The organism is Sphingomonas sp. TX0543 (assembly GCF_048565505.1).
In the GTDB taxonomy this organism is placed as follows: Bacteria; Pseudomonadota; Alphaproteobacteria; order Sphingomonadales; family Sphingomonadaceae; genus Sphingomonas.
In genome coordinates, this window is sequence record NZ_JBLZUS010000002.1 from 2,777,212 (window position 1) to 2,790,254 (window position 13,043).

General features: G+C 63.5%; 10 protein-coding genes. 7 read left to right on the forward strand and 3 right to left on the reverse strand.

From position 1 onward, the window contains the following. Positions 1–69 precede the first annotated feature (69 nt). Genes ACM61V_RS13940 through ACM61V_RS13955 form a run of 4 tightly spaced genes read left to right on the forward strand, consistent with a single transcriptional unit; the run spans position 70 to position 3,828 of the window. Complete coding sequence (locus tag ACM61V_RS13940; RefSeq protein WP_137786271.1) at positions 70–1,422, forward strand: M48 family metalloprotease; 1,353 nt, start codon at positions 70–72, stop codon at positions 1,420–1,422. Further along, positions 1,419–2,141, forward strand: coding sequence for a DsbA family protein (locus ACM61V_RS13945; RefSeq protein WP_137786272.1), 723 nt, complete (start codon positions 1,419–1,421; stop codon positions 2,139–2,141). The genes ACM61V_RS13940 and ACM61V_RS13945 overlap by 4 nt, the downstream gene beginning before the upstream one ends. After that, a complete protein-coding gene (locus ACM61V_RS13950) occupies positions 2,138–3,070 on the forward strand; it encodes an ABC transporter ATP-binding protein (protein ID WP_137786273.1) in 933 nt (310 codons plus the stop codon). The genes ACM61V_RS13945 and ACM61V_RS13950 overlap by 4 nt, the downstream gene beginning before the upstream one ends. Continuing rightward, positions 3,067–3,828 carry an ABC transporter permease gene (locus ACM61V_RS13955; RefSeq protein ID WP_137786274.1) on the forward strand — a complete coding sequence of 254 codons (762 nt, stop codon included), beginning with the start codon at positions 3,067–3,069 and terminating at the stop codon, positions 3,826–3,828. The genes ACM61V_RS13950 and ACM61V_RS13955 overlap by 4 nt, the downstream gene beginning before the upstream one ends. 4 nt (positions 3,829–3,832) lie before the next feature. On the opposite strand, the gene ACM61V_RS13960 is transcribed toward ACM61V_RS13955, so the two are convergent. After that, complete coding sequence (locus ACM61V_RS13960; RefSeq protein WP_137786275.1) at positions 3,833–5,050, reverse strand: polyhydroxyalkanoate depolymerase; 1,218 nt, start codon at positions 5,048–5,050, stop codon at positions 3,833–3,835. A gap of 156 nt (positions 5,051–5,206) precedes the next feature. Between ACM61V_RS13960 and ACM61V_RS13965 the strand changes: the two genes are divergently transcribed. The 3 genes from ACM61V_RS13965 to ACM61V_RS13975 all read left to right on the forward strand — a co-directional run bounded on the left by ACM61V_RS13965 (position 5,207) and on the right by ACM61V_RS13975 (position 9,149). Then, positions 5,207–6,982, forward strand: a complete 1,776-nt coding sequence (locus ACM61V_RS13965; RefSeq protein WP_137786276.1) for an ABC transporter transmembrane domain-containing protein — start codon at positions 5,207–5,209, stop codon at positions 6,980–6,982. A 54-nt stretch (positions 6,983–7,036) separates the two neighbouring features. Next, positions 7,037–8,200: a saccharopine dehydrogenase family protein gene (locus ACM61V_RS13970; protein WP_137786277.1), complete on the forward strand. Its 1,164-nt coding sequence runs from the start codon at positions 7,037–7,039 to the stop codon at positions 8,198–8,200. 265 nt (positions 8,201–8,465) lie between these two features. After that, complete coding sequence (locus ACM61V_RS13975) at positions 8,466–9,149, forward strand: PEPxxWA-CTERM sorting domain-containing protein (protein ID WP_137786278.1); 684 nt, start codon at positions 8,466–8,468, stop codon at positions 9,147–9,149. A 166-nt stretch (positions 9,150–9,315) separates the two neighbouring features. Here ACM61V_RS13975 and ACM61V_RS13980 read toward each other — a convergent pair whose 3' ends face one another. Continuing rightward, positions 9,316–9,630 carry a hypothetical protein gene (locus ACM61V_RS13980; RefSeq protein WP_137786279.1) on the reverse strand — a complete coding sequence of 105 codons (315 nt, stop codon included), beginning with the start codon at positions 9,628–9,630 and terminating at the stop codon, positions 9,316–9,318. Continuing rightward, a complete protein-coding gene (locus ACM61V_RS13985; RefSeq protein ID WP_171007546.1) occupies positions 9,627–11,828 on the reverse strand; it encodes a ribonuclease R family protein in 2,202 nt (733 codons plus the stop codon). Before ACM61V_RS13985 ends, ACM61V_RS13980 begins: the two co-directional genes overlap by 4 nt. Positions 11,829–13,043: the final 1,215 nt, after the last annotated feature.

Below are 13,043 nucleotides of genomic sequence, written 5' to 3' on the forward strand. Positions count from 1 at the left end.
TCGGTACCATCGCAGAAACCCGGTCGTCACCGCCCGCCAGCGGGCCAAGCGCAGGGAAAATCTTGTCTGATGAAGCGGACGCTGGCCGCCTTCGCCACCGCGATCCTGATCTGCGCGCAACCCGCGCACGCACAGTCCCTGCTGCGCGACGCGGAAACGGAATCGCTGTTTCATGACATGTCCGAGCCGCTGGTTAAGGCCGCCGGGCTCAATCCGAGGGACGTGAAGTTCGCGCTGGTCAATGACGATTCGATCAACGCTTTCGTGATCGGCGGGCAGACCGTCTATATCCATTCCGGCCTGATCCAGGCCGCCGACAACGCCAATCAGGTGCAGGGCGTCATCGCGCACGAACTGGGCCACATCGCGGACGGGCATATCGTAAACGCAGGCGCGGGGACGAAACCCGCGATGGCCATCTACCTACTCAGCATGGTGCTCGGCATCGCCGCCGCCGCCGCTGGCGCAGGCGAAGCCGGAATGGGCGTCATGGCGGCCGGACAACAAGCCGCCATGGGGAAATTCCTCGCTTTCACACGCACACAGGAATCCACCGCCGATGCCAGCGCAGTTAAATATCTGAATGCCGCCGGGATCACCGGCAAGGGAATGCTGTCTTTCTTCAAGACGTTGCAGCAGCAGGAATATCGCTACGGGCTCAACAATATCGACCCGTTCATGCAAACGCACCCGCTTTCGGGCGAGCGCATCCAGACGATGACCGCCGATATCACGGCATCCCCGGCGTACAGCAAGCCGCCCGACGCCACGCTGCAGGAGCGCTTTCTGCGTGTGAAGGCCAAGCTCGCCGGATATGTGAACACGCCGCAGCGCACGCTGACAGCGTATCCGGAGAGCAGCCAGACGGTGTATGCGCATTATGCGCGCGCCTATGCCTATCATAAGGCCGGCTATCCCGACAAAGCGGATGCCGAGGCGAATGCATTGGTGAAAGCCGATCCGCATGACCCTTATTTCCTCGAGATTAAGGGGCAGATACTGCTCGAAGCCGGCAAGCCCGGCGAAGCACTGCGGCCCCTGCGCGAAGCGACCGAGCTTTCGCGCAACAACGCGCTGATCGCGACTACCTTCGGCCACGCGCTGATCGCGACCGAAGACAAGGCGAATCTGCCCGAGGCTATCAAGGTATTGCGCACCGCCATCGCGCGTGACGACGAGAATCCCTTCGCCTGGTATCAGCTTGGCACCGCCTATGAGCAGTCTGGCGATCAGGCGCGCGCCGCGCTCGCCACCGCCGAGACCGCGAGCATGAACGGCGACAGTCGTACCGCCGCATACAGCGCGAAAATCGCGATGGCTGGTATACCGCAGAACACGCCGGACTGGATTCGCGCGCAGGATATCGCGATGACGGCGCAGAACGACATGAACGACAATCCGAAAAAGTATAAACGCAAATGAATCGCATGATGCTGGTGGCGCTGGTGGTGATCGGCGCCGCGTTTGGCGCAATGGGCACCTGGCTTGCCGAAAGGGTCGCGCCGGGCGCGCTTTCCGACGGGGATCGCGCGCGCATCGAGCGGACCGTGCGCGACTATATCCTCGCCAACCCCGATATCATCCCCGAGGCGATGCAGCGGCTGAACGATCGCGAAAACGCCAAAGTTATCGCAACCATGCGCTCCGCGATCGAGACGCCCTATGGCAACGCCTATATGGGCAATCCCAACGGGGACGTTACACTGGTGGAATATTACGATTACAATTGCGGTTACTGCCGCGCTAGTCTGCCCACGCTGGATAAGTTGGTGAAGGCCGACCCGAAGCTGCGCGTCGTTTTCCGCGAAATGCCGGTGTTGGCGGAAAGCAGCCTCGTCGCAGCTCGCGCAGCACTCACCGCCGCGTCGCAGAACAAGTTCAAGCCGTTTCACGATGCGCTCTACGCCGCCGGTCCGGTGAGCGATCAGACGATTGCGTCGGCCGCACGCGCAGCGGGCGTGGATCTATCCAAGCGGCCGCCCGATGCCGACGAGGAAATACGCACCAATCTCGCCACCACGGCGAAGCTCGGCATGCGGGGCACGCCGAGCTGGGTCGTAGGCGATCGCGTGCTTTCGGGCGCGCTGCCGATAGACCGTCTGCAGGAAGCGATCGCTGCCGCGCGCGCCGCACGCTCATGAACGATGACGCGATTCTGAGGCTGGAGGGCGTATCAAAGACCTATGCCGGCGGTGTCACCGCGCTTGAGCCGGTGGATCTGACGATCCGCCGAGGCGAGATTTTCGCGCTGCTCGGCCCCAATGGCGCCGGCAAAACGTCACTGATCAGCATCATCTGCGGCATCGTCACCCCGTCCGCCGGCACGATCACGGTGGCGGGGCATGATGCGATCCGCGACTATAAGGCCGCCCGTCGCACGATCGGGCTGGTGCCGCAGGAGCTATCGACGGATTCGTTCGAGAGCGTGCTCGCGACAGTTACCTTCTCGCGCCGCCTGTTCGGCTACGGCCCGAACCCGGCCTATATCGAGCAAATCCTCCGCGAGCTGTCCTTATGGGACAAGCGCAAGGCACGGATCATGGAGCTTTCCGGCGGGATGAAGCGCCGCGTGCTGATCGCCAAGGCGCTGGCGCACGAGCCGCAAATCCTCTTTCTCGACGAGCCAACCGCCGGCGTGGACGTGAACCTGCGTCGAGACATGTGGAAACTCGTGCACCGCCTGCGAGATAATGGCGCGACGATCATCCTCACCACCCATTATATCGAGGAGGCGGAGGAGATGGCCGACCGTGTCGGCGTCATCAACAGCGGCAAGCTGCTACTGGTCGAGCGGAAGGACGCGCTGATGCAGAAGCTCGGCAGGCGCGAACTGGCGCTGACGCTAGCCGAACCGCTCCCGGCGCTGCCGGACGGGCTGGAGAAATGGCAGCTCGCACTGGAGAACGACGGCCGCACGCTGCGCTACGTATTCGATGCACAGGCGGAAAAGGCCGGCATTCCCTCCCTGCTCCGTGCGCTGTCCGATCGGGGCATCGGCTTTACCGACCTGGAAACGTCGCGATCTAGCCTGGAGGATATCTTCGTCGATCTGGTGGGGGCCAAACCATGAACATAAACAGCGTCTGGGCGATCTATCGCTTCGAGATGGCGCGGTTCGGCCGCACGATCTGGACCAGTCTGATGGTGCCGGTCATCACTACGTCGCTTTACTTCGTGGTGTTCGGCTCGGCGATCGGATCGCAGATGCGCGAAGTCTCCGGTGTACCCTATGGGGCGTTCATCGTGCCGGGGATGATGCTGCTTGCGATCTTTTCCGAAAGCATTCTGAACGGCAGTTTCGGCATTTACATGCCCAAGTTCACCGGCACGATCTACGAGTTGTTGTCCGCGCCCGTATCGGCATTCGAAATCGTACTGGGTTATGTCGGCGCGGCGGCGACCAAATCGTTGACGATCGCCCTTATCATCTTCGCAACGGCGCACATCTTCGTCGACCTGCGCATCCTGCATCCATTGGCGATGATCGCCTATCTCGCGCTGATCTGCATCACGTTCTGCCTGTTTGGCTTTGTCATCGGCATCTTCGCAAAGGGATTCGAGCAGTTGCAGGTGATCCCGCTGCTGATCGTCACGCCACTTACCTTCCTGGGTGGCGCCTTCTATTCCGTGATGATCCTGCCGGAACCGTGGCGAACGGTGACCTTGTTCAACCCGGTCGTCTATCTCATCAACGGATTCCGCTGGACCTTCTTCGGAACCAGCGACGTGGCGGTCGCGGTTAGCCTGACGGTGACGCTTACGCTGTTGACCGTGTGCCTGGTGACCATCGGCGTGGTCTTCAGGACCGGATGGCGGCTGAAGAACTGATCGTTCAGCCGTTCTCCGCGATCAGCTTCTCCACCAGCGGCGCAATGCGGTTGCGCCATTTGGAGCCGTTGAAGATGCCATAATGGCCGACCCCTTCGGCGAGCAGATAATGTTTCTTCGCCTCGGGCAGGTTGGTCGCGAGCGTCAACGCCGCCTTGGTCTGGCCGATGCCGGAGATATCATCGCGCTCGCCCTCGATCGCCAGCAGCGCGATATCGGTGATCGCGCCCGGATCGATCGGGCGCCCGCGATGCGTCATCAGCCCACGCGGCAGCTTGTGCTCCTGAAACACCACATCGATCGTCTGAAGGTAGAATTCTTCGGTCATGTCGCAGACCGAGCGATATTCGTCGTAGAACTCCTTGGTCGCCTCGGCGCTCTCGCCATCGCCGCGGACGAGATGCTTGAACATCTCCCAATGGCTCATCATGTGATTGCCAAGGTTCATCGACATGAAGCCGGTAAGCTGCAGGAAGCCGGGATAAACACGTCGCCCCGCGCCCGGATACATGCGCGGCACGGTCGCGATGACATTCTGGCTGAACCAGGCGTGCGGCCGCTCGGTTGCCAGCGTATTCACCGCCGTCGGCGCCTCACGCGTGTCGATCGGCCCGCCCATCATCGTCAGCGTCCTGGGGCGGCACGGATGCTTGTCGGCGCTCATCAACGCCGCGGCAGCATAGGTCGGGACCGAAGGCTGGCAGACCGCCAGCATATGTCCGCCCGGCCCGATCGCCTCCATGAACTCGATGAGATAATCAACATAATCATCAAGGTCGAACGCGCCGTCGGTAACCGGCACCAGCTTCGCATCGCGCCAGTCAGTGATGTAAACATCACAGGTCGGCAGCATCCGCTCAACAGTGCCTCGCAGCAGCGTGGCGAAATGGCCGGACATCGGGGCAACGATCAGCAGTTTCGGGCCTCCGCTCACGCCGACGCGCGCAAAGCGCTTTAGCTGGCCGAATGGCTTCTGCAGCACCACTTCCTCGACCACCTCGACGGCTTCGCCGTTCACCATCGTGCGATCGAGCCCGAAAACCGGTTTGCCGCGCGGCGCGGCCGCATGTGCGAACACCTCGAGCGCCGAAGCCATCACTGCGCCGCCGCCGAAATAGGAGAACGGGTTTGCCGGATTGTTCAGCATGCCCGCGCCAAAATTGGCCCAGGCGCTAGCACCTGCGAGCATCGAGCGCTGGAATTCATAGGCGTCGTAGAGCATCGGGTATCCTGATCGGCGAAGCTTTGATCGCGAACTGGTAGCCCGTTTCAGATTAATGACAAATCAAATTGCTGCAATCGCGAACCGCCGCTGGCGACACCCGGCCCGCCGCCCGCGCCGTTGAGCCAACAGAGCCGGGCTGCTAGGCGCTTTCGCATGTCGACAGAAGCGCCCGCAGAAGCCCCCCGCCGCCGCTTGGGCAGCCTTGCCCTAGTGTGGGATCACGCACGGCGCTATCCGGGGCGCATCGCCGCCGCCGGCGCCGCGCTTACGATCACCTCGCTGGCCACGATCGCGATCCCTTACAGCTTCAAGCGTGTCATCGACCGCGGTTTCGGCCCCGGCGCGCATGGCGATGTGGCGAGCGCCTTTCACTATCTGTTGATGATCGTAGCCGTTCTGGCAGTGGCGACGGCGATCCGCTTTTACTTCGTATCATGGCTGGGCGAGCGGGTGGTGGCGGATATTCGCGCCCGCGTGCAGCGCCACCTGCTCACGCTCACCCCACGCTTCTTCGAAGAGAACCGCCCGTCGGAAATCGCCTCGCGGCTGACGGCGGACACTGCGCAGATCGAGAGCGTCGTCGGCTCCACCATGTCGGTGGCGCTGCGCAACATGTTTACCGGCATCGGCGGCATGGTCTATCTGTTCGCGATATCGCCAAAGCTGGCGGGGATGCTGCTGCTCGGCATACCGATGGTGATCCTGCCGATCGCGCTGCTCGGTCGGCGCGTGCGCGCCTATTCGCGGACTTCGCAGGATCGCATCGCCGACGTCGGCGCGATGGCGACCGAGACGTTGGGCGCGATGAGGATCGTCCAGGCGTTTGGGCAGGAGGAACGCGAGGCACAGCGCTTTGCCGACGCAGTCGAGGCGACGATGGCCGCCGCCCGCCGCCGCATCCTTGTGCGCGCGGTGATGACGGCGATCGTGATCGGGCTGATCTTCGGGTCGATCACGCTGGTATTGTGGGAGGGCGCGATCGATGTGGCCGCGGGGCGCCTCTCAGGCGGCGCCATCGCGGCCTTCGTTCTCACCGGCGGTATTGTGGCGGGTGCTTTCGGCGCGCTGACCGAGGTGTATGGCGAGTTGCTGCGCGGGGCGGGTGCGGCCGGGCGTCTTTCGGAACTGCTCGCCGAAAAGCCGGAGATCGCCGCGCCGCGCGCACCACTTTTGCTGCCGCTGCCGCCGCGCGGCGCCGTGACGTTCGAACATGTCGAGTTTCGCTATCCGACACGACCCGACGCCCCGGCGCTGCATGATTTCAGCCTGACTATCGCCCCGGGTGAAACGGTCGCGGTGGTCGGCCCGTCCGGCGCGGGCAAAACGACACTATTCCAGCTGCTTCAGCGCTTCTATGATCCGCAGGCCGGCCGGCTGACGATCGACGGCATCGACCTGCGCGATGCCGATCCCGCCGCCATCCGATCTCACATCGCGATGGTGCCGCAGGAAACGGTGATCTTCGCCGCCTCCGCGCGCGACAATCTGCGCTACGGCCGCTGGGATGCAAGCGACGAAGAGTTGTGGGCCGCCGCCGAGGCAGCCAATGCCGCCGATTTCCTGCACTCGCTGCCGGAAGGGCTCGGCACCTATCTCGGCGAGGGCGGCGCGCGCCTGTCAGGTGGACAGCGCCAGCGCGTGGCGATCGCCCGCGCGCTGTTGCGTGACGCCCCGATCCTGCTGCTTGACGAAGCCACCAGCGCGCTCGACGCGGAAAGCGAGTTGCTCGTGCAGCAGGCGCTGGAGCGGCTGATGACCGAGCGCAGCACGCTTATCATCGCACATCGCCTCGCCACCGTCCGCGCCGCCAATCGCATCGTCGTGATGGATAATGGCCGGATCGTCGAAGAGGGCAGCCATGGCGCGCTGATCGCGCGCAGCGGGCTCTATGCGCGTCTCGCCAGCCTCCAGTTCAGCGAAGCGGCGTAGCAATCGCCTGCCCTTTCTGCTCTAATCGTCGGAAAAGGTAAGAGGAACGCAGATATGGCCCGCGAATTCGATGTGATCGTCTACGGCGCGACCGGATTCACCGGGCGGCTGGTGGCGGAGTATCTGCAGCAGACCTATGGTGCGGATGGTCCGAAATGGGCAATGGCCGGCCGGTCGCTGACAAAGCTGGAGGACGTGCGGACCGAGATGGGCGTGGCGGCGGACGTGCCGCTGCTCGCCGCCAATTCCGATGACCCCGCCAGCCTGCGCGCGATGGCCGCGCGCGCGACCGTGGTGATCTCCACCGTGGGGCCATATCAGCTCTATGGCAGCGATCTGGTCGCCGCTTGCGTGGAGACCGGCACCGCCTATGTCGATCTGTGCGGCGAGCCGGGGTGGATGCGCAGGATGATCGATGCGCACGACGCACGCGCGAAGGAAACCGGCGCGCGAATCGTCTTTTCCTGCGGCTTTGATTCGATCCCGTTCGATCTCGGCGTGCTCACTCTGCAGGAAGGCGCGATCAACCGCTTCGGCAAGCCAGCGCCACGCGTGAAGTGCCGGGTGCGCACCATGAAAGGCGGCTTCTCCGGCGGCACTGCCGCCAGCCTCAAGGCGACGCTGGCGGCGGCGGCGCGCGATCCGTCGCTCCTCACGCTCCTTGCCAGCCCGTTCGCGCTGACGCCGGGGCATAGCGGGCCACATCAGCCGACCGGCCTGATCCCGGAATATGATACGACGATCGCCGCCTGGGTCGCACCGTTCATCATGGCGCCGATCAATACCAAGAACGTCCACCGCACGAACTTGCTGCTTGGCCAGAAATATGGCGGCGATTTCGTTTACGACGAGATGATCGTCGCCGGGCTTGGCGATATCGGCAAGGCAGCGGCAGAGGCGCTGGCGAAGATCAATCCGCTCGCCGGCGACAAAGGCCCGAAGCCGGGCGAAGGCCCGTCGAAGGAGGAGCGCGACAACGGCCATTACGATATTCTCTTCATCGGCCTGATGCCGGATGGCGCGCGCATCGATGCGGTGGTTACCGGAGACCGCGATCCCGGCTATGGTTCGACCAGCAAGATGCTTGCCGAAAGCGCGCTTTGCTTGGTGCAAGACGTGGCAGGCGCCGGCGGCATCTGGACCCCGGGTGCGCTGATGGGCGATGCGCTGCGCAAGCGGCTAATAGCGAAGGCCGGCATGACCTTCACGGCGGGGTGAAAAAGGGCTCGCTTTGGTGGAGGGCCGTGATCGACACCCAGACGCGATTAACAACCTATTGTTATGGCGTCGGCAACCGCCCCGTTATCGCCTGAATGCGGAATCAGGCGGCGCAGTTGCGCCCCAGGCTTAACGGCGCGAGCACAAGTCTTTGAGAGCCGTCCCAAAAACGCACACCTGCGAAATTAGAACGATTGCATTGCTCGTTAATCTCTCGGTAATCTTTACGTACTGGAACGCCGCTCGGTGCGTAGGGGGATGATTGATGAAAAGTCGCATTGCTACGGTCGCTGCTTCGCTATTCCTTGCGTCATCGCTTGCCGCCCCGGCGCTCGCGGATACGCTGGCGACGCCACTTAACAGCAACAACAATCAGAGCGGCATCATGTTCGATGTTGTGGTTGGCAGCCAATCGCTTGTGCTGCAGTCGCTAGGCGTGAACATTACCGGTGGCACCTACGACTTCAAATTCTACACGATCGATGGCGGCATCGGCTCGAACCAGAACAACGCCGCAGCATGGACGCTGCGCGATTCCTTCAGCGGCGTGACAAGCGCGGGCACCGATAATCTGACCAATTTCGACATCGCGGACTTCGGCGTCACGGCCGGCTCGACGATAGGTTTCTATTTTACGGGAACCGTGCCGTACACGGGTATCGTACGTTACACCAACGGCAACGCGGTTGGAGACATCGTCGCGTCCAATAGTGCGCTGTCGATCCTGAGCGGTTACGGGAAGAGCTATCCCTTCGCGGAAAATTTCTCGCCGCGGGATTTCAACGGTGCGATCACTTATGCCGTCGCAGGTGTTCCCGAGCCGGCGATCTGGGCTCTCATGATCCTCGGCTTCGGCACGATCGGCTTTGCGATGCGGCGTGCTCAGGCCCGCTCGGACGTCCGCTTCGACGCCAAGATCAAACGGATCGCGGCGCACGCACAAGCATGATTAGCCAACTTAGTTAGTTAAGACGCCGGGCTGTCGGGGAGACTCGGCAGCCCATTTTCATCGGCGATTGTCTTGCCCGCCAAAATCGGTGGTCGTCCTTCTCGGGTGGCGGCAAGCCCAGGCACTGATCGATCAGTGATCTTGTCAGGCAATCGCTCGCATGGCCCTACCGCCCCAGCGCGATCGCGCCCGCCGCCGCGAAGCCGGTCAGCGCGATCACGCCCAGCAATCGCGCCAGTTCCTCCTTGCGGAAATTGGCGAGAACGACGTCGTCGAGGAACCAGCGACCATCCTCCGCCGGCAACACCGCGCCAAAACGTGTCATGCGACGGAAAATTCGGCGCTGCGCGCGCCCTTCCGGCTCGAACGATATCGCGCTTGCGGCGTCTGTGGCCTTAGCATCCACGAAGCGCTTCACGATCGCCGTTTCCGCGCGAATGACAATCCCGGTGGCGATGCGATCGACGATGTTGAGTTTCACTTCCTGCGCCCTTGATGACGGATGTTCGAAGGTCGGCCGCGCCGCTTGATCTCGCGCCGGGGCCCGTCTCGCCGTGATGGCGGCAACGCACCCTTTCCCTCCGGCAATTCGAAGCGCAGCGCGCCCGACACCGGATTCGCCTCGGCAAGCCGCAGGCGAAGACGTCGACCCAGCGCATATTCCTCGCCACTCGTTTCGCCCACCAGCATCCGCGCACCTTCATCGAAGCGGAAATATTCGCCGCCCAGATCGCGCACGGGCATCAGTCCGTCGCCGCCGATGCCCTCCACGGTTGCGAAGAAGCCGAAGTTCGCCACTCCGGTGATGCGCGCCTCCACCGTCTCGCCGACGCGCTCGGCGAGATATGCGGCTACATAGCGATCGATCGTGTCGCGCTCCGCTTCCATCGCGCGGCGCTCGAGTTTGCTGATCGCCTCGCCGATGCGTTCGAAATCCTCGTCCCCGCCAAGTCCGCCTGGTCCCAGTTCGTAGGCGGAAACGAGCGCCCGATGCACCAGCAGATCGGCATATCGGCGGATCGGGGAGGTAAAGTGGCCATAACTGCCAAGCGCCAGCCCGAAATGGCCATGATTCGCGGGGGCATAATAAGCCTGCGTCTGCGTGCGCAGCACCTGCTCCATGATCTGCGGACGGAAGTCAGCGTCGGCGACTTTATCGAGGATGCGGTTGAAGGTCGCCGGTTTGATGACCTGCCCCAGCGCGAACGAAACCCCGAACGTATCGAGATACTCCTTCAGCGCCACCAGCTTCTCGCGCGCCGGTGGCTCATGGACGCGATACATCACCGGCGCCTTCTTCGCTTCCAGCGCCTTGGCGGCGGCGACGTTGGCGGCGATCATGTAATCCTCAATCAACCGATGCGCATCGAGCCGCTCTCGCGGCGCGACGGACATGATGCGCCCCTTCTCGTCCAGCACCACGCGGCGTTCCGGCAGATCGAGCGCGAGCGGCTCGCGCTTGTCACGTGCGGCCGAAAGCGCTTCCCAGCACCCCCATAACGGGCGCAGCGTATCGAGCATCGGCCCCGCCCCGGCATCGATTGTCTCCTGCGCATCCTCATAGGCGATGTTCGCCGCGATCCGCACCGCGGCACGCGTGAAGCGCCATGATTTCAGGCCCCCGCTCTTCGTGATCTGGAGATGGCAGGCCAGCGCGGCGCGATCTTCCCCCTCCTTTAACGAGCAGACGTCGGCGGAAAGCACCTCCGGCAGCATCGGCACAACGCGATCGGGGAAATAGACCGAATTCCCCCGGCTGCGCGCCTCGCGATCGAGCGCCGAGCCGAGGCGGACATAGAAACTGACGTCAGCGATCGCGACGATCGCCTTCCATCCGCCGGCATTCGCGGGGTCGTCATCCGGCGCGGCCCATACGGCATCGTCATGGTCGCGCGCATCGGCGGGATCGATCGCCACGATCGGCAGATGCGTCAGATCTTCCCGCGCCTCGCCCAAAGGTTGCCGGGCGACCTGGCCGGCCTCGGCCAAGGCCTCCTCGGCGAAACGATCCGGGATCCCGAACTGGTGGATCGCGATCAGCGAGAAACTGCGCGGCGCGAACGGATCACCGAGACGCTGCACCACCCGCGCGGTAATCCGCGGCGGCCGGCCAGCGCGTTCCGCCAGCACCAGATCGCCCGCCTCCGCGCCGCCGGCGTCGGATACGGGGAACTCGCGGCGCTCCTTCTTCTCCACGCCCTGAAGCCAAAGCCGATCGCCCTGCCCGCGCAACACGCCGATCATCTGCTCCGAAGACGCGCCGAGGGATTTCATCGGATGGGCGATCCAGCCGCTTCCGGCCTCCTCCGTCCGCGCAAGGATACGCGCGCCCACTGCCAGCGCGCCACGCTTGCGCTCCCGCACGCGCAGGCGTGGCGGCGGGCTTTCAGACTCCCACCGCTCCGGCACTGCCCATACGTTGCCGCCATCATCTACGTCAGCGATGCGGAGCACCGTCACCTTGGGCACCCCGCCCATCTTGTGGAAGGCCCGGCCGGGGGCGGAGTCGATCAACCCTTCGTCGGCCATATCCTTCAGCAGCGCTTTGAGCGCGATCTTTTCCTGCGCCGTCAGGCCGAAAGCGCGCGCGATCTCCCGCTTGCCGGCAGGAGTTTCGCTCGAAGTGATGAAATCCATGATCTGCTGGCGCGTCGGCAGGCCGGCTTTTGATTTACGCATCACGCGGAGATAGGGGCTACGCGCGCCAGCGTCACGCACCAAGACGCCCCGCGTTGGCGATCGGCATGTCCCGAAACCGCTGGAAGACTGGCGAGGAATTGCGCCCTGCTACTCCGAAAATATTGCCACGCACCCGGCTTAAGGCAATATATCGTTGTTTTTGCTTATATTAGCGCTGACCGTCCATCAAATTTTAAGCTTGATCTCTAACCGGATTAGAACTCCGGGCGGCCTATTCGCACCTTATGGGTAAACATCGCAGAGCCGCCATACAGAATAACTCCCCCGCCTCGCCCTCGCTGGCCGATGCCCTTGGCCTCGCGGCCACGCCAGATCCGTTGATCGATGGCGCCCGCACCGCCAGCCTGGAGGAAACGCGCGCAATCTGGCCCGTAACGATCGCGGTGCTCGTGTTCGGGCCACTCGCCGTGCTCGGGCGCGGCGTCTTCGAGCGTGGCAACGAAAGCTTCTTCATCGATTACGGCGGTCTAGCAGCGCTGTTTGGCGCACTGATCTGGCTGGTTCTCGCATTCCCGCGAATCGACTCGCAGCCGCCCCATCGGCGGATTGCCGCGGTATCGATATTGTCCGCCGCGCTCGCCGTGATGCTCTCGCTCTTGCTTGATGGCGCATCGGCACTTCCGGCACCGGAATTGCGGGTTTCCGGGTTTGTCGCGGTGTTCGGCGGCATCATCGCCGCGGCCGTGTCGCTTCACGCGATCCGCGCTGCCAGCATCGCCTTCGCCACCGCGCTTGCGGCAATGGTTCTGGTTACAGCTGGCCCCGGCTTCGATTTCGCGATAGCCGCGCTGCTGGCCAGCATCTTCGCAACGGGCCTGATCCGCGTCGCCTGGCGAGACATCACGATGCAGGCGGATCGCGCGAGCGAACATGAAGCGAGCCGGCTCGCCGTGCGGCTGGTCGACGAGTTCGAGGCGCAGGGCACGGGCTGGTTCTGGCAGACCGATCGCGCCGGAAACGTCACCTACATCACCGGCAAGGTGGCGACCGAACTGAACCGCATGGGTGTCTCGCCAATCGGGACACGGCTCGTGAATATTTTCCGGGTCGATTCGGAACTGATTGACACCGAGCGCACGCTTACCTTCCATCTCTCTTCACGCACCAGTTTCTCGGACTATTCGGTGCGCCCCGCGTTCGACGGGACGGTAGATCGCTGGTGGTCTATCTCCGGAAGGCCGATCCTGGACGATC

Bases quoted from the DNA above. Each gene is read 5' to 3' on its own strand.
- ACM61V_RS13940 (WP_137786271.1), top strand. From the start codon at position 70: ATGAAGCGGACGCTGGCCGCCTTCGCCACCGCGATCCTGATCTGCGCG.
- ACM61V_RS13945 (WP_137786272.1), top strand. From the start codon at position 1,419: ATGAATCGCATGATGCTGGTGGCGCTGGTGGTGATCGGCGCCGCGTTT.
- ACM61V_RS13950 (WP_137786273.1), top strand. From the start codon at position 2,138: ATGAACGATGACGCGATTCTGAGGCTGGAGGGCGTATCAAAGACCTAT.
- ACM61V_RS13955 (WP_137786274.1), top strand. From the start codon at position 3,067: ATGAACATAAACAGCGTCTGGGCGATCTATCGCTTCGAGATGGCGCGG.
- ACM61V_RS13960 (WP_137786275.1), bottom strand. From the start codon at position 5,050: ATGCTCTACGACGCCTATGAATTCCAGCGCTCGATGCTCGCAGGTGCT.
- ACM61V_RS13965 (WP_137786276.1), top strand. From the start codon at position 5,207: ATGTCGACAGAAGCGCCCGCAGAAGCCCCCCGCCGCCGCTTGGGCAGC.
- ACM61V_RS13970 (WP_137786277.1), top strand. From the start codon at position 7,037: ATGGCCCGCGAATTCGATGTGATCGTCTACGGCGCGACCGGATTCACC.
- ACM61V_RS13975 (WP_137786278.1), top strand. From the start codon at position 8,466: ATGAAAAGTCGCATTGCTACGGTCGCTGCTTCGCTATTCCTTGCGTCA.
- ACM61V_RS13985 (WP_171007546.1), bottom strand. From the start codon at position 11,828: ATGCGTAAATCAAAAGCCGGCCTGCCGACGCGCCAGCAGATCATGGAT.